The following is a 17,559-nucleotide window of genomic DNA, read 5'->3' on the forward strand; positions in this document are numbered from 1 at the left end:
GTGGGCCCGCACCCCTGGGGGCACGGGCCCACGGCCGTCATATCGGCGGTGCCGCCTCGGGAGCCGTCAGCCGCCGAGGATCTCGCGGGCCAGCAGCGCGGTCTCGGACGGGGTCTTGCCGACCTTCACGCCCGCGGCCTCCAGGGCCTCCTTCTTCGCCTGGGCGGTGCCGGACGAGCCGGACACGATGGCGCCGGCGTGGCCCATCGTCTTGCCCTCGGGCGCGGTGAAGCCCGCGACGTAGCCGACGACCGGCTTGGTGACGTTGGCCTTGATGAAGTCGGCCGCGCGCTCCTCGGCGTCGCCGCCGATCTCGCCGATCATCACGATCAGGTCGGTGTCGGGGTCGGCCTCGAACGCCTCCAGGGCGTCGATGTGGGTGGTGCCGATGACCGGGTCGCCACCGATGCCGACGGCCGAGGAGAAGCCGATGTCACGCAGCTCGTACATCATCTGGTAGGTCAGCGTGCCGGACTTCGACACCAGACCGATGCGGCCGGGCTTGGTGATGTCGCCCGGGATGATGCCGGCGTTGGACTGGCCGGGGGTGATCAGGCCGGGGCAGTTCGGGCCGATGATGCGGGTCTTGTTGCCCTTGGCCTTCGCGTACGCCCAGAAGGCGGCGGAGTCGTGCACCGCGATGCCCTCGGTGATGACGACGGCCAGCGGGATCTCGGCGTCGATCGCCTCGACGACGGCGGCCTTGGCGAAGGCCGGCGGGACGAAGAGGACGGAGACGTTGGCGCCCGTCTTCTCCATCGCCTCCTTGACGGAGCCGAAGACCGGGACGGCGTTGCCGTCGAAGTCGACCTCGGTGCCTGCCTTGCGCGGGTTGACGCCGCCGACGATGTTGGTGCCGTCACCGAGCATCAGCTTGGTGTGCTTCATGCCGGTGGCACCGGTCATCCCCTGGACGATGACCTTGCTGTCCTTGGTGAGGAAGATAGCCATGGTTGTTGGAGTCCTCGTCCCTTACTTGGCCGCGGCCAGCTCGGCGGCCTTGTCGGCCGCACCGTCCATCGTGTCCACACGCTGCACCAGCGGGTGGTTGGCGTCCGAGAGGATCTTGCGACCCAGCTCCGCGTTGTTGCCGTCGAGGCGGACGACCAGCGGCTTGGTGACGTTCTCGCCCTTGGACTTCAGGAGCTCCAGGGCCTGCACGATGCCGTTGGCGACCTCGTCGCACGCGGTGATACCGCCGAAGACATTGACGAACACGGACTTCACGTCCGGGTCGCCGAGGATGATCTCCAGGCCGTTCGCCATGACCTCGGCGGAGGCGCCGCCGCCGATGTCGAGGAAGTTGGCGGGCTTGACGCCGCTGTGGTTCTCGCCGGCGTAGGCGACGACGTCCAGGGTGCTCATGACGAGACCCGCGCCGTTGCCGATGATGCCGACCTGGCCGTCGAGCTTGACGTAGTTCAGGCCCTTGGCCTTGGCGGCGGCCTCCAGCGGGTTGGCCGCGGCCTTGTCCTCCAGGGCCGCGTGCTCCGCCTGGCGGAACTCGGCGTTCTCGTCGAGGGAGACCTTGCCGTCGAGCGCGATGACGCGGCCGTCGGCGACCTTGGCCAGCGGGTTGACCTCGACGAGGAGGGCGTCCTCCTTGATGAAGGTCTCCCACAGGGTCACCATGATCTCGGCGACCTGCTCGGCGACGTCGGCCGGGAACTGCGCCTGCGCCACGATCTCGCGGGCCTTCTCGATCGAGACGCCCTCGTTGGCGTCGACCGGGACCTTCGCGAGCTTCTCGGGCGTCTTCGCCGCGACTTCCTCGATCTCCACGCCGCCCTCGACCGAGGCCATGGCCAGGAAGGTGCGGTTGGTGCGGTCGAGGAGGTACGAGACGTAGTACTCGTCGGCGATCTCCGGAGCCGTCTCCGCGATCATCACCTTGTGGACCGTGTGGCCCTTGATGTCCATGCCGAGGATGTCCGTCGCGCGGGCGACGGCCTCGTCCGCCGTGGCGGCCAGCTTCACGCCGCCGGCCTTGCCGCGGCCACCGACCTTCACCTGCGCCTTGACGACCGACTTGCCGCCAAGGCGCTCGGTCGCCGCGCGGGCCCCCTCAGGCGTGTCGATGACTTCACCGGCCAGCACCGGTACACCGTGCTTGGCGAAGAGGTCCCTCGCCTGGTACTCGAACAGGTCCACGCGCGTCCGTCCCTTGTCTTCTCAGAATCGCCGTAGTGATCGCGGTTCGTTGTCTGCGATGGGCGTGCCGCGAAGGGCAACGTGACGGCGCTGTCACAGGGGAGGCGTATACACGGTGTCCGGATACGCGGCATGTCCGTCTCGCAGGTTATCGCCGCAGGACGCGCGGCCCTAAATCGCAGATCACACTCCGGCGGTGATTACGGTCACAGATCTTTAAGCCACGTTAGCTCTCCGTCGCATTTCCGGATGCCACCGACGGGTTGCAGGACATATTCCGCCGGTTGCCGATCACGGCGCGGCGGCCGTGTCGCCATCCGCCGTGCACTCCGATGCCGTGCGCCGTTCGCGCGCGGGGGCGGCGGCACCCGGGCGCCCCGTCCGACGCGGTTCCGGTTCCGGGTACGCGGGAATCCGCTTGGAGAGAAGGTGCGCAAGGGCCGCACAACACCTCCGCACAGGGTGTCCGGATCGCCCTCTTGACCCCTCAACTCCCCACGGCGGAGACTGCGTTGCGCACTTAAGCATCAGGAGTCACAAGCCGGAGTCGCGCTTCGGGCTTGGTCCCGTGCAGGTCGGTCGGCAGATCGTTCTGCACCGGGAGCAGACGGGGGAACTTGATGGGTGCTGGGGGATGCACGACCGCTGCGGAACCGACCGGTCGCGGCCGTGGGCTCTTCCACACCCGCCCTCCCTCCCCCTTCTTCCCACCATCCCTCCCGGCGTTCTCGATTTCTTGGTGTCCTCACACTCGGTGCCTAAGGGGATTGGAGGGGGAATGCCGACACATACGGCCTATCCCGGCGTCTATGTCGAAGAGCTTCCCAGCAGCATCCACAGCATCACCACCGTTACGACATCCGTCACCGCGTTCGTCGGCCACACCCGGCGCGGCCCGCTCAACCACCCGGTACAGATCACCAGCTTCGCCGACTTCGAGCGCCGCTTCGGCGGGCTGACCTCGCGCAGCCCGGTCGCGTACGCCGTCCACCAGTTCTTCGGCAACGGCGGCACCGTCGCGGTGATCGTCCGGGTCGCCAGGGCCGGCACCGGCAAGGAGGCCCAGGTCACCCTGGAGTCCACCGAGGGCCACAGCCAGTGCCCCGTACTGGAGGTGCACGCCAAGGAGCCGGGCATCTGGGGCGACGGCCTGCGGGTCGCCGTCGACCACGACTGCCCGTGCCCGGACGACACCTTCAACCTCCAGGTGCTCGACGCGCACGGCTCCGCCCGGGAGTCCTTCTCCGGCCTGTCCATGGATCCCGGCGACGGCCGGTACGCCGAGACGGTGGTCAACGCCGGCTCCGCGCTGATCCGGGTGGCCGTGGTCGGCGAGGGCCGCCCCGACCCGTCCGGCACCGTCTCCAAGGCGTTCCATCGCGAACTGCCCGACCTGAACGTCGACTTGACGGTGAAGATCGGCGAGGTGGAGCGCGAGTTCACGCTCTACGACCCGGACTGCGACGGCCCGGCGCCGTGCGACGTCACCGACCTGGCGCTGCTCCTGGAGCACAAGCTGCGGTCCCTGCCGGACGCCCCGGGCAAGCACGCCTTCGCGGGCACCCAGGTCACCGCCTTCGGCCGCCGCATCCAGGTCGTCGCCGGCTCCACCGACCCCGACGACGTGGTCCGCTTCCTCGGCGAGTGCGCCAACGACCTGGGCCTGGAGGCGTCCGTCAACCCGCCGGTCTTCGCACTGTGCGGCGGCGAGGACGGCGACCCGCCGGGACCGCGCGACATCATCGGCAGCGAGGCCCGCAAGAGCGGCCTCCAGGCGCTGCGCGACGTCCCCGACGTCAATCTGCTCGCCCTGCCCGAACTGGCCTCGTACGAGTCCGTCGACGACATGCTCACGGTGCTCTCGGCGGCCGAGCGGCTGTGCACGGAGCGGCGGATGTTCCTGCTCGCCGACGCGCCCGCCGCCTGGGGCAGCGTGGACGCCGCCCGGGCCGGCATCGGCGCCTTCGACCCGGTCCGCGGCAACCACTCCGCGCTGTACTTCCCGCACCTCCAGCTCACCGACCCGCTCACCGGCCGGCTGCGCTCCTTCCCGCCGTGCGGCGCCGTCGCCGGCGTCATCGCCCGTACGGACGGCGAGCGCGGGGTGTGGAAGGCGCCGGCGGGCACCGGGGCGCGGCTGGCGGGGGTGCACGCCCTGACGGTGAAGCTGACGGACCGCGAGAACGGGCTGCTGAACCCGCTCGGCATCAACTGCCTGCGTACCTTCCCGGTGGTCGGCCCGCTGGTCTGGGGCGCCCGCACGCTGGCGGGCGCGGACGCGCTGGACAGCGAGTGGAAGTACGTACCGGTGCGCCGGCTGGCCCTCCACGTGGAGGAGAGCCTGCTGCGCGGCCTCCAGTGGGTCGTCTTCGAGCCGAACAACGAGCAACTCTGGCAGCAGATCCGGCTGAACGCCTCGGCGTATCTGCACTCCCTCTTCGAGAAGGGCGCCTTCAAGGGCGGCACGCCGCGGCAGGCGTACTTCGTCAAGTGCGACAAGGACACGACGACGGAGGCGGACATCGAGAACGGGATCGTGAACGTCGTGGTCGGCATCGCGCCCGTCAGGCCGGCCGAGTTCGTGATCGTCAAGATCCAGCAGCTGGCCGGGCAGTTCGACCTCTAGCCCAGGGACGCGAAGGCACAGGACGTGCAGGCACAGGACATGCAGGCACAGTGCAGGCAAAGGACGTGAAGGATTCCGATGGCTGAGTTTCAGATCAACGCCCATCGCTTCGACCCGTACAAGAACTTCAAGTTCCTGGTGCTGTGGGACGGCCGTACGGTCGCGGGGGTCAGCAAGATCAGCCCGCTGAAGCGCACCACCGAGGTCGTCAAGCACCGCAACGGCGGCGACCCCAGCTCACCGCGCAAGTCCCCGGGCCGCTCCGAGTTCGAGGGCATCACCCTGGAGCGCGGGGTGACCCACGACCCGGAGTTCGACCGCTGGGCCAACAAGGTCTGGCAGGTCGGCGCCGGCCTCGGCTCCGAGGTCTCGCTCGCCGACTTCCGCAAGGACATCGTCATCCAGGTCCTCAACGAAGCCGGCCAGGTCGCCGTCTCGCACAAGATCTACCGCTCCTGGCCGAGCGAGTACCAGGTCCTGGGCGAGATGGACGCCAACGCCAACGCCGTCGCCATCCAGAGCCTCAAGCTCGAATGCGAGGGCTGGGAGCGCGACTACGAGGTCCCCGAACCCCAGGAACCGTCCTTCACACATCCGGCGTGAGGGGCAGGCGACTCGACTGTGCGGGGGCGGACGGGCAGCTCGGTTGTCCGCTGTGACAGGCAACTCGGCTGTCCGGTGTGACGGGCAACTCGGCTGTGCGGGGCGACGGCCCACGCGACCACAGGAACGGGGCAACGGCCTCGCGCAGGCACGAGGCAACGGCACAGGCAGCGGGACGAGGTGAGGAATGGCGGTCACGGGGCCCGCGGAACTGCTGGCCACCTGGGAGGCCGGGCTGGACCGGCAGAGCGCCGGCCGGGCCCTGCTGCTGCACCGCGCGGCCCGGCCCGGGGCGGACACCGACGCACTGCTGTCGGTGCCGCTCGGGGAGCGGGCGGCCGATCTCTTCGCCCTGCGCCGGGCGCTGTTCGGCGACCGGATGCAGGTGAAGATCGACTGCGCCCGGGCGGAGTGCGGTGCGGCGATGGAGTTCGAGCTGGACGCACGGGAGTTGGGCGCCACCCGCCCGCTGCTGCCCGAGGGCGGACTGCGGGTAGCGGAGGGCGAGTGGGAGGTGGCGTTCCGGCTGCCCGGCGCCGCGGATCTCGCCGCCGTGTCGGCCGTTGCGGCGGACGAGGCCGACGCCCGGCGGCGGCTGGCCGCGCGCTGTGCGGTCTCGGCCGTGCGGGGCGGCCGGAAGGCGTCGGCGGACGAGATCGGGCAGCTGCCCGCAACGGTGCTCGATCGCTTCGCCAGGGCGTCCGAACAGGCCGACCCCGGAGCGGAGTTGACGCTGAACATCGCCTGCCCCGAGTGCGGCGCGGCCACCCCGGCGGAGCTGGACATCGCCGCGTACCTGTGGACCGAGTTGGACGCCTGGGCGCGGGACGTGCTCCTCGACGTCCATCTGCTCGCCTCGGCCTACGGCTGGAGCGAGCCCGAGATCCTGGCGCTGAGCCCGCTGCGCCGCCGCTACTACCTGGAGCTGTGCGCGGATGTCTGAGCAGATGCCCGGCGAGTCGGGCAGGTCCGGTGAGTCCGGCGACTACTTCGGCCGGCTGCTGGCGCGGTACGCGCCGGTACCGACGGGCCCCGGCGACCCCTTCGGGGGGCCGGGCGGGCACGGCGGGGCACCCGGCCGTCCCGACGGGGGCCGGCGGGTGCTGGTACAGCCGCGGCTGCCGGGGCCGTTCGAGCGGGTGGAGGCGCTGCGCGGCGCCGGGGCCGGCGAGGACGGCGGGACCGAGCCGCTGTATCCGCGGGCGGCGGCCGGGCCGGCCACACCGTACGCGGGCGAACAGCCGCGGTACGAGCGGGAGATCCACACCATCAGCGAGCGGGAGACCGTGCTGCGCGGCGAGGTGGCGCGGGCGGACCCGGCGGACGCCGGGCGGACGACCGGACCGGACGCGAGCCCGCTGCTGCGGCCGGCGGCCGCGCCGGACCCCGGGTTGCGGGCCGCTGCCGCCGAGAGCGTCCGGGCACGCGGGCGGACCGGGGCGGCGGGCGCGGAGCGCACCGCGGCGGGCCGGGCGGCGGCGTCCCCGGCGGGCGCGTCGGGAACGGCGGACGCGTCCGACGGGCCGGTCGCCGTGCTGCGTCCGCGGGCGGACGTACTGCCGTCGGCCCGTACACCCGTGCCGCGGGCCGCGCCCGGCGGGCGGCGCGGGCAGCGCGGCCCCGCCGAGCGGGTGGTGCATGTGCAGATCGGCCGGCTGGAGGTCAGTGCGGCCGGTGCGGAACGGCCCGCGGCGGGCGGCCGGCCGGCGCGCGCGGAGCGGCGCGCGCCGTCACTGACGCTCGCGGACTATCTGGCGCGCGGGGAGCGGCCGACGTGACGGGGTTACGGGCGGGAGAGGGAGCGGGAGTGCGCGTGCGAGTGCGACTGCGGGTGGGAGTGCGGGCGATGGGGGCGCCGGCGAGCGGGGCACCGGCGGGTGGGACACCCGTGAACGGGCCGCCGGTGAACGGGGCGGGGATGCGCGAGACGGGAATGCGCGGGGTGGCGCGGTCGGGGCCGGTTTCGGGGGGACGGACGTCATGAGCAACGCACTCGCGGTCGCGACGGTCACACAGGCACTCGCGCTGCTGATCGAGCACAACCTCCATCCCGAGATCGACATGGCCGTGTCGGTGGAGACGCGCAAGCCGCCGTCCGATCCGCCGACGGACCCGACGATCACCGTGTTCCTGTACCAGGTCACCCACAACTCCTCGATGCGCAACAACGACCTGGTCACCCGTGCCTCCGACGGCACACTGCTGAAGCGGCCCGCCGCGGCGATCGACCTCCACTTCCTGATCAGCGCGTACGGGGAGGAGCAGGAGCTGGTCGGACAGCGGCTGATCGGGAGCGTGGTGCGGACCCTGCACGAAATCCCCGTGCTGCCACGGGAGTTGATCGTGGAGGCGACCGAACGGCCCTATCTGGCGGGGAGCGACCTGGCCGAGTCGCCCCAGAAGGTGCGCTTCACGCCGACCCAGATGGATGTGGACGAGACCTCCAAGCTCTGGGGGATGCTCAACAACACGCCGTACGCCCTCTCGGTGGTCTACCAGGCGTCGCTGGTGCTGCTGGACGGCCATCAGAAGCCGGCCCCGGCGCGCCCGGTGCGGCGTCCGGAGGTGACGGTGGTGCCGGAGGTGCCGCCGGAAGTGCCGCTGCCGCCGGTGGCACCGGAGGTGACGGACACGCCGGTGGGAACGGAGGCCCCACCGGGGACGGCGAAGACGGCCAAGGCGGCGAAGGCGGTGCCGCTGGCGGGGACGTCGGGCACGGCGGCCGTGGATACCCGCACGGACGGCGCCGGGGGCGAGGGCCCCGCCGGCGGCGAGGCTCCCTCCGCCGGCGGGGCGACCGCCCCCGCGACGCGGGCCGTGAAGAAGGCGCCGGGTGGGCGATCCGCCAAGTCCCCAGCGACCAGGAGAAGTTCGACCGCGAGGTCGGGCGGAGACACAGCCGCAGGCGCCGCCGAAAGTGCTGCGGGACGTCCGGCGGCACGCACCCGCAACCGGCCGCGCAAGGCGGCGGGCGGCGGTTCGGGCGAGGCGGGCGATACGGGCGGCGCGGGCCGTACCGACGGCGGGGGGAGCTGAGACGCGGTGCGCGGCACGGGGGCGGAGAGGGACATGACAGGCAGCGGTACGAGCGGTCCGGGGGCGTTCGGGGCGGCGGACGGCGGAGCCGGCGGCGAGGCGGACGGCGCGGCGCTGGCCGCGGCCGTGCGGGCCGTACTCGCGCGCCTGGACGCCCATGCCGCCCGCGCCCGCAGGGCCACGCCGACGGAGCCGGACACCCCCCACGACACCCCCTCCCCCACACCTCCCTCCCCCATTTCCCCCTCTTCCCCCGCACCCTCCCTCTCCGCACCCGCACCCGCCCTCCCCTCCCCCCGCGCGCTCGATGTGCTCACCGCCTGTTTCGGGCTCACGCGGTTCGAGCAGGAGGTCGTGCTGCTCACGGCCGCGGCCGAGCTGGATCCGACGACCGGTGCGCGCTGCGCCGCGGCCAGTGGCGATCCGGCCCGTGCGCATCCGACGTTCTCGCTCGCCCTGGCGGCGCTGGGTGAGCCGCACTGGAGTGCGCTCACGCCCGTCGCCCCGCTGCGCCGCTGGCGGCTGGTCGACCTGGAGGACGAGACCCGGCTGACCACCAGCCGGCTGCGGCTGGACGAGCGGATCCTGCACTTTCTCGTCGGTTCGCCGTATCTGGACGCGAGGTTGCACGGGCTGCTGCGCCGCACCGCCGCGCCCGAGGAGCTGCCGCCCTCGTACGAGGTGGCCGCGGGCCGGGTCGCGGCGGGGTGGACGGGGGTGGGTCCGGATGCGCCGCTGCGGGTCGAGCTGGTCGGTGGCGATCTCCGTTCCCGGGCCGATATCGCGGCGGTGGCGGCGCGCCGTTCAGGGCTGGGGCTCTACTCCATGGCCGCCGACGACGTACCGACCGATGCGGCGGAACGCGATCGGCTGGCGCGGCTGTGGCAGCGTGAGGCGATCCTGCTGCCGGCTGCCCTGCTCGTCGAGGTCGGGGAGATGGATCGGGAGCAGCATGCCGCGGCGGATGCGTTCATCGCGGGTGCGGCGGTGCCGCTGGTGGTGTCCGGCCAGGATCCGCGGCAGACGGGGCAGCCGCGCGGGGAGCGGGTGACCGTGCCGCGGTTGTCCGACGAGGAGCAGCTGGGGGTGTGGTCGGCGGCGTTCGCGGACCTGCCTGATGTGACGGAGCGTCATTTAGCGGGCCTGGTGGCCCAGTTCCAGCTGCCGCCGCATGTCGTGCGGTCGGCGGCCGCGTCGGTGCGGCGCGATCTGCCGGCTGCGGAGACGTCGGACCCCGCCGAGCTGGCCTGGCAGGCGGGGCTGACCGAGGCGCGGATGGGGCTGGACGAGCTGGGCCGCCGGATCGAGCCGCGCGCGGGCTGGAACGATCTGGTGCTGGCCGAGCGGCAGTTGCGGATCCTGCAGGAGGTCGTCGCGCATGTGCGGCAGCGCAGCACGGTGTATCAGGACTGGGGGTTCGCGAAGGCGCTGCGCAGCGGTCTCGGGGTGACGGCGCTGTTCGCGGGGGGTTCCGGAACGGGGAAGACGCTGGCCGCCGAGGTCATGGCCCGGGAGCTGGGGCTGGATCTGTTCATCATCGATCTGTCCCAGGTGGTCAGCAAGTACATCGGTGAGACGGAGAAGAACCTGAGCCGGGTCTTCGACGCGGCCGAGCGGGGTGGGGCGCTGCTGCTCTTCGACGAGGCGGACGCGCTGTTCGGGAAGCGCAGCGAGGTGAAGGACAGCCATGACCGCTACGCGAACCTGGAGGTCAGCTATCTGCTGATGCGGATGGAGGCGTACCGGGGGCTGGCGGTTCTCACCACCAACATGAAGAAGGCGCTGGATTCGGCCTTCATGCGCCGTATCCGCTTCGTCGTCGACTTCCCCTTCCCGACCGAGCGGGAGCGGGCCGAGATCTGGCGCCGGGTGCTGCCGTCGCAGGCGCCGATGAAGGGGATCGAGCCGGGTCTGCTGGCGCAGCTGACGGTCGCGGGCGGGTCGATCCGCAATATCGCGCTGTCGGGGGCGTTCTTGGCCGCGGAGGAGGGCGACCGGCTCCAGATGCGCCACATGCTGGCCGCCGCACGTACCGAGTACCTGAAGTTGGAGCGCTCCCTGACGCCGTCGGAGGTCCACGGATGGGTGTGAACGAGGCCGGTTTCGGGGCTGGTTACGGGGCCGGATACGGGGGTGGCTCAGCGGCCGGATACGGGAGCGGCGCAGGGGCCGGGGAGGCGGTGGCGCGTCCGGCGGGGACGGGCGGGCCGGATGCCGTCGGCGGCGTCCGGATCGACATCGGGGAGCTGGTCCTGGACGGTTTCGCCTCCGGTGTGGACGCGGAGCGCGTATCGGCCGCGTTCCAACGGGAGTTGGCACGTCTGGTGCGGGAGGGCGGGGTGCCGCTGGCAGCCGACGGGGCGGGTGTCGCGGTGGACGGGCTGGCCGGGCTGCCGCCGCTGCCGGCGACCACGTCTCCGGTGCGGATCGGGCAGGCGCTGGCCCGGGCCGTGCACGCGGGGCTCGCGGGGCGGGGTGAGGTCCGGTGAGTACGGCGCAGTCGGCGGCACAGGATGCCCGGGCGGCCCGTGACGAGAAGCGCCGGAAGCGGCGGGAGCGGGGCAGGTCTGCGGTTCCGGAGCCGAAGAACATCGTCAGCGGAGCCGGGCAGCCGCTGGATCTGAGCGTGCGGCGGGAACTGGAGGAGCAGCTCGGCCACGACTTCGGCCAGGTGCGGCTGCACACCGACCGGGATTCGGGGCAGCTGGCGGAGCTGATGGGCGCGGACGCCTTCGCGGTGGGCCGGGACATTTTCTTCCGGGAGGGCGCCTACCGGCCGGGGACGGCGGACGGACAGCGGCTGCTGGCGCACGAGTTGCTGCACACGGTGCAGAATCCGCACGGTCTGGGGGCGCTGCGGGCGGGCCGGGACCTGGGCGCGGTGAGCCTGCCGCAGGAGTCCGCGGAGCGGGAGGCGGAGGCGGCGGCGCAGGAGTCCGTGCGGGCGGCGATGCTGGGCGCCGTACGGGACGGCGGGACGGCGGCGGAGGTGGAGCCGGGGCAGGCGACACCGGGGTGGCTGCGGTACGCGACGGTGGACGCGGACCGGCGGCGGATGGAGCTGGTGGATCCGGCGACGTTGGTGGATCGGCTGGCGAACGGGGTGCTGCGGTCGCTGCGGGGGGATCCGGAGGACCGGTCGGGTCGGGTGCGACTGGAACTGGCGCGGATGGCGCCGGAGTTGCAGGAGTCGGTGCTGGACCGGCTGGAAGTGCGGCTGCTCAGCTCGGAGTTCGACCGGCTGCTGGACCTGGTGGCGGAGTCCGAGGCGCTGCCGGTGGGTTTCCAGCCGTCGCCGGCGCCGGAGCCGGTATGGGACGCCCTCGACCTCGTACGGGAGGAGCGGGACGCCCGCGAGCAGCGTGCGCAGGGCGCCGCGCAGACGGAGCAGCAGCGCGCCGAGGACGCCGGCGAGGAGAAGCGGGACGCCAAGGGACAGGCGGAGCAGGGGGACCGCGAGCAGAGCAGGGCGCAGCGCGACGCGGCGGCGGAGAAGCAGGAGGCCGGCGAGCGCACGGCGCAGGAGGACGTACGCGCCGAGGAGAACGCGGACACCAGGCACCAGGAGCAGCAGGCCGAGGAGAAGCAGGGGCAGGAGCGCCAGGAGGCCGATCAGGCCGACGCGGCGCGGGCCGACCGGTCTCAGGACGGCGCCGAGCGTACGAAGGAGGAGCGCAAGGCGCAGCGGGAGCGCGAGGAGGCCGATCCGCAGCAGGCGATGCGCCCGGGTGCCGACAAGCGCAAGCGCCTGGACGACGCGAAGAAGCCGGCGGACGGGTCGAAGCAGGAGGAGCTCGAAAAGAAGAAGAAGGAGCAGCCGGGGCCGGTCCGCCCGGAGAAGGTCGACGAGCGGGCCGATCAGCGCGACAGTGCGCTGTCCGAGCACGGGCTGAACGAGAAGGACGAGGAGGACGGCCCGCCGCGCGAGGAGGAGCAGCCCGTCGGGCTGGAGGCGGGTGCCGAGCGGGACATCGGCGCGGGCGGGGACGCCGGTTCGGCGGCCAGGGGTGGTCCGGGTGCGGGCGAGGCGGAGCTGAAGCCGGAGGACTTCCTTCCGGCCGCCGATCTGGACGTGTCGTCGGTGCCGACCGCCGAGCAGCCCGATGCCGCGCTGCCGTCGTTCCCCGCGCCCCCGCCCACGCGGGCCGAGCAGGTCGAGCAGCAGCGGGAGAACGCGGCCGACGACGAGGAGCACGAGGACGAGCCGGAGGCCGAGACCAAGGCACCGGGTGCGGAACTGGGGCCGGTCGAGGGCGAGGCACCGCAGCCGGAGCACGGTCCGGCGGCCGAGGCGGGGGACCGTACCGAGAAGGATCTCCAGCCGGAGAAGCCGGTCGAGCAGGAGGTGGGTCCGGATCCGGAGGCCGATGAGCGGCAGGCCCAGGAGCCGGAGGCCGAGGAGAAGCGGGATCCGGAGCAGGCCCAGGACCAGGGCGAGGACGGCGCCCGCCGCGCCAAGCAGGACGCGGACGACAAGGACGCGGACCGGGATGCGGAGGGCGGCAGCGGCGAAGAGGCGCCCGACGCCAAGGAAGCCCAGGACGAGCAGGCGGAGAAGAAGGAGCAGGACGCCCAGGAGGAGAAGCGGGAGGCGCCGGGGCAGCCGGAGGGGGCGGCGGCCGGGAAGCCGGCTGGGGTTCCGACGGACGGTGCTGCGGGGGCCGGTGCGGATGCGTCGGCGTCGTCCGGTACGGCCGCGGCGTCGGCGCCGCCGGCCGGTGCGCACACGGACCGTACGCCGGGCGAGGACCGGCATCCGTCCCCCGCGGCGCGCCGGGGTGCCGAGCCGGTGCGGGCCGAGCGGGAGGCGCCGGCCGCGAAGAGCGCGGTGCCGAAGGAGGCCGGGCCGGGTGCGGCGCCCGGCGGGCCGGTGGGCGGGAGCGAGCCGGCTGCCCTGCCGTCGGCGGCCGCCGGACCCGGTGGGGCGCCGTCGGTCGCCCAGGCGGCGGTGAGCCCGGCGGCCGAACAGGCCGACGATCCCGGGAAGATGGGCGCGCCGGCGCCGGAGGGGGCGAAGGCGCAGCCGGACGCCTCGCTGGAGAAGGACGGCGGGGGGTGCGCGCCGCCGGAGCCGGCTGCCGAGAAGCAGGAGGGCGGCGCGTGCGGCGGGGGCGGCGGGGGCGCGCAGGGCGCCGAGGAGAAGAAGGAGCCGCCGCCGGACGTCTCGTCGCAGGATCCGCAGTCGGCGCTGGACACGGTCGGTCAGCTGGCCCCGGACCAGGCGCAGGAGGCGCTGCCGGGGCTGGACGGCGCGGCGGACAAGAAGGTCAACGACGAGCAGCAGCGGCTGGCTGCGAACCCGCCGAAGCGTGAACGGCCTTCGGGGGCTCCGCAGACCCAGTCGGGACCTCCGCAGGAGGAGGCCGCCGAGACTCCGGTCACCGGGCAGCTGGAACGACTGGGCCCCGAGGACCAGGGCGACAAGCAGCGGGCCAAGGGGAGCGAGAAGGCCGAGGGCGCCAAGCCGACCGACAACATCCAGACGCCGACGCTGCCGCCCGCCAAGGACGACAAGATGACGGCCGAGGACGCCCAGAGCGTGGCGGCGGCGGCCGACCAGGTTCCGACGACCGACCCCGAGCTGCGCAACAAGACGGTCGGGCCGGCCCCCAAAATCAAGCTGGAGGGGGAGAGCGATCCGCAGCGTACGGACAAGCAGGCGGAGAAGCTCAAGGAGAAGCAGGGCAAGATCCAGGACACCGGCCGGGCGGACGCGTCCAAGTCGCTGGGCGAGGACAGGATCTTCCCGAACGCGCCCAAGGAGGAACTCCAGGGGAAGGCCCTGGGCGGCCGGACTCCTGCTGGGGCCGGTGGTGGCGCGGCGCCCGGTGGTGCGCCGAAGCCGGGTGCCGGGGCGGTGGCCAAGCAGGAGCGCGGCGGGGACATCAAGAGCGCCACGGGCCAGGCGCGGACCGAGGTGGCCGGCAAGGAGAAGGACCAGCAGCAGGGCGAGCAGAAGGCCAAGCAGCAGAAGCAGCAGGAGATCGACGCCGAGGTCTCCCACAACGCCGACCAGCAGACCGCCGAACGCGGCCGGGTCGCCGACCAGGCCAGGACGGAGCGTCAGAACTGGCGCGACGAGCAGGACAAGAAGATCGACGATGCCGACAAGGACACCGACAAGGAGCACAAGGACGGCAACGACAAGATAACCAAGGAGCGCGACGGCAAGGACAAGGAGGTCGAGGACCGCAAGAACAGTGACAACAAGGACATCGGCGACAAGGCCGACCAGGCCGAGAAGGACGCCGAGAAGAAGAAGGAAGAGAAGAAGAAGGACTCCGACAGCCTCCTCGGCGGCCTCATCAGTGCCGTCGGCGACTTCTTCAAGGGCCTGCTGGACGCGGTCACCAAGGTCTTCGACGCGGCCCGCAAGGCCATCAACAGCGTCATCGACACCTTCAAGGACTGGGCGAACAAGGCGATCGACGCGGTCCGCGACTTCGCCGTCAAGGCCATCAACGCGGTCGCCGACGCGCTCATCGCCATCGGTGACGTCCTGCTGGCCGCCTTCCCGGAACTCCGCGACAAGTTCCGCAAGGCCATCAACGACCTGCGCGACAAGGCCATCGACACGGTCAACAAGCTCGCCGAGGGCCTCAAGAAGGCCGTCAACGACCTCCTCGACGCCCTCGCGGCCGGGCTCAACGCCCTCCTCAACGTCCTGGAGGCGGGCCTCAAGGCCGCCATCAAGATCTACCGCGACGCCATCGTCGGCGCCCTCAAGTTCGCCGAGGCCGCGATCCAGGCACTCGGCCAGTTCGCCGCCCTCGTCGCGGACATCGCCCCGGACCCGGGCGGCTGGCTGTCCAAGGCCGGCAGCGCCGCCAAGACCGGTATCCAGGAACACCTCTGGGGCGCCATCAAGACCGCCGTCAAGCAGTGGTTCGACACCAAGGTCGAGGGCATCCTCGGCCTCGGCAAGGCCGTCATCAACGTCCTGATCAAGGGCTGCATGTCCTTGAAGCAGATCGGCAAGATGGCGTGGGACGCGGTGATCGCGGCCCTCCCGATGATGATCGCCCAGCTCGTCATCGAGAAGGTCGTCTCGATGATCATCCCCGCGGCCGGCGCGATCCTCACCATCATCCAGGGGCTGATGGCCGCCTGGCAGTCCATCAGCGCGATCCTCGCCGCCTTCGGCAAGTTCTTCGCCTTCCTCAAGGCGGTGAAGTCCGGCCCCGCCGCATGCCTCTTCGCCGAAGCCGTCGCCGCCGGCGTCGTCGCCCTCCTCGAACTCATCACCAACCTCCTCCTGGCCCGCCTCGGCCGCGCCGCCAAGGGCGTCGGCACCCGCCTCAAGGGCATCGCCCAAAAAATCATGAAGGGCCTCAAGAAAGCCGGCAAGGGCGCCCGCAAGGCGGCCGGCAACGCCGTCAACCGCGCCCGCGGCGCCGTCCGCAAGGCCACCCAGGCGCTCCGCAAACCCACCGGCGCCGCTAAACCGAAGGGCCCCAAGGTCCCCACCCGCCCCGGCGCCTCCACCGAACACCACCCCACCACCCACCCCGGCTCCAAGGGCCCCGCCACCTCCCACGACCGCCCCAACAGCCGCACCCCCAACCACGAACGCGACCACCGCCGCGAGGAGGACGCCGCCAAGCGCCAACGCGACGCGGAGGACCCGAAGAAGCACCCGGACCCCAAGAAGCCGGAGAACGAGCACACCCCGGACCCCAAGAAGCCCGCCAAGGAGGAACCGGGCACCAGGACCCCCAAGAAGGAGCACGAGGAGAAGCCCCCGGAGCACAAGCCCGAGCACGAACCGGAGAAGAAGCCCGCATCCTCCAAGAAGAAAAAGGAAACCGAAGCCCCCAAGCGCACCAGGCCCCGCCAGCCCAAGTCCCCCCTGGGCCGCGCCCTCAAAAAGATCAAGGGCAAGGTCAAGTCCGCCCTCAAGAAGGTCCGCAACGCCGGCAAGGCCCTGGGCAAGAAACTCCGCAAGTCCAAACTCGGCAAGGCCCTCAAGAACGGCGCCAAGAAGGCCCGCGACTTCTTCAGGAAGAAGCGGGACCACATGCGGGACCACAAGAAGCACCGCGCGGAACAGAAGAAGCGGCGCCGCGAGGAGCGGAAGAAGAAGGAGAAGTCGAAGGAGTCGAAGGAGCAACGGCTCCAGAAGATTTCAGCGCGACTCAAGCCCAAGGTGGGCGCACTGCTGGACAAAGGTGTCGTTCGCCCGGTGATGCGCGCATCCCTGGCCGGACTGCGCCTCTGGTACCGGCTCACCTCCCTGACCATGCACGGCGACAGGACCGGCGACATCCTGGCGCACCTCAACCCCGAAGAATCCGAAGGGGATTACGAGACACAGCAGATTCCTGCCAACGGGCAAACAGGGGAAGCACCTCAAACTCCGCCTGCTGCCGCGCGCGGGCACCAGCAGCAGCCACAGCACGGAAATACCACCGCCAGGCAACCAGAGGAAACAGATCCGGAAAGGAACAAACGAGGTGCCGGCCTCTCCCCCCAGTTGGCGGCCATCATGGAAAGCGTCCCTGTCGGCCATGGCACTGGATACCCGAAAGAGGGCGAGTCCCTCAGCTGGCAGGATGCAAAGAAGCGCAAGTATGGGGAGTGGAATAAGGGCAAGGACGAGGACGAGAAATTCACCCCTGACCACATACCCTCCGGCGCCGCCATCATTCAGGCGAAGCGCAATGAAGCACGGCAACAAATGATCGACAAACAGGGAGGCCGGCCACTTTCGGAGCAGCAGGAGGCTGAACTGGAAGAGCACTACCGGAATGAGGGGCTGGAAATGATCGACGTCGTAATCAAGAGGGGGAAGAACAAGGGGAAGACTCGAAGGACTCGCGGCAAGGGAGCCCAGCAGGCCTACAACGAGGCCCATGCCGTATATCTCCCCATCTGGCTCCACAAGGAGGTATCGCGCACCTATCTGGAAAAGAACACGAAAGCCCAGATACTGGCAGACTCGAAGAACCTGACAAAGGCCGTCGAACGGGACTTCGAGACATACTTACTCTATCTCGATAAAGAGAAGAAGCTCTACCCCTACCTCGTGCAGGGATTCATCAGTCATTACGAAAAGCTAGCCAGACTCAAGATCATCGATTACGACCCCGAGATAGAAAAAATGCTGATAAAATACTGGAACAAAACAAAAAGAGAGGATTGAG

At 71.2% G+C, this 17,559-nt stretch carries 10 protein-coding genes; 8 read left to right on the top strand and 2 right to left on the bottom strand.

Going from position 1 to position 17,559, the window contains the following annotated elements:
- Positions 1-66 precede the first annotated feature (66 nt).
- Entirely contained in the window at positions 67-951 is an 885-nt protein-coding gene (gene sucD / locus ACO1BR_RS11075; protein WP_426794859.1) for a succinate--CoA ligase subunit alpha, read from the bottom strand.
- A 21-nt stretch (positions 952-972) separates the two neighbouring features.
- On the bottom strand, positions 973-2,151 hold the full coding sequence (gene sucC, locus ACO1BR_RS11080; RefSeq protein WP_426794860.1) for an ADP-forming succinate--CoA ligase subunit beta: 1,179 nt from the start codon (positions 2,149-2,151) through the stop codon (positions 973-975).
- A 778-nt stretch (positions 2,152-2,929) separates the two neighbouring features.
- Between sucC and ACO1BR_RS11085 the strand changes: the two genes are divergently transcribed.
- The 8 genes from ACO1BR_RS11085 to ACO1BR_RS11120 all read left to right on the top strand — a co-directional run bounded on the left by ACO1BR_RS11085 (position 2,930) and on the right by ACO1BR_RS11120 (position 17,558).
- Complete coding sequence (locus tag ACO1BR_RS11085) at positions 2,930-4,777, top strand: phage tail sheath family protein (protein WP_426794861.1); 1,848 nt, start codon at positions 2,930-2,932, stop codon at positions 4,775-4,777.
- 78 nt (positions 4,778-4,855) lie between these two features.
- The gene (locus tag ACO1BR_RS11090; RefSeq protein ID WP_159508453.1) at positions 4,856-5,380 is read left to right on the top strand and encodes a phage tail protein; all 525 of its coding nucleotides are present in this window, start codon (positions 4,856-4,858) and stop codon (positions 5,378-5,380) included.
- A 187-nt stretch (positions 5,381-5,567) separates the two neighbouring features.
- On the top strand, positions 5,568-6,323 hold the full coding sequence (locus ACO1BR_RS11095; RefSeq protein WP_426794862.1) for a hypothetical protein: 756 nt from the start codon (positions 5,568-5,570) through the stop codon (positions 6,321-6,323).
- A complete protein-coding gene (locus ACO1BR_RS11100) occupies positions 6,316-7,158 on the top strand; it encodes a hypothetical protein (RefSeq protein ID WP_426794863.1) in 843 nt (280 codons plus the stop codon). Before ACO1BR_RS11095 ends, ACO1BR_RS11100 begins: the two co-directional genes overlap by 8 nt.
- A gap of 202 nt (positions 7,159-7,360) precedes the next feature.
- Positions 7,361-8,416, top strand: a complete 1,056-nt coding sequence (locus ACO1BR_RS11105; protein ID WP_426794864.1) for a DUF4255 domain-containing protein — start codon at positions 7,361-7,363, stop codon at positions 8,414-8,416.
- 33 nt (positions 8,417-8,449) lie between these two features.
- Entirely contained in the window at positions 8,450-10,507 is a 2,058-nt protein-coding gene (locus ACO1BR_RS11110; protein WP_426794865.1) for an ATP-binding protein, read from the top strand.
- Complete coding sequence (locus ACO1BR_RS11115; protein ID WP_426794866.1) at positions 10,498-10,905, top strand: hypothetical protein; 408 nt, start codon at positions 10,498-10,500, stop codon at positions 10,903-10,905. Before ACO1BR_RS11110 ends, ACO1BR_RS11115 begins: the two co-directional genes overlap by 10 nt.
- On the top strand, positions 10,902-17,558 hold the full coding sequence (locus tag ACO1BR_RS11120; protein WP_426794867.1) for an eCIS core domain-containing protein: 6,657 nt from the start codon (positions 10,902-10,904) through the stop codon (positions 17,556-17,558). The genes ACO1BR_RS11115 and ACO1BR_RS11120 overlap by 4 nt, the downstream gene beginning before the upstream one ends.
- The last annotated feature ends 1 nt before the right edge of the window (position 17,559 follow it).

Origin of the sequence: Streptomyces sp. YGL11-2, assembly GCF_050054615.1 — a bacterium.
Classification (GTDB): Bacteria; Actinomycetota; Actinomycetes; order Streptomycetales; family Streptomycetaceae; genus Streptomyces.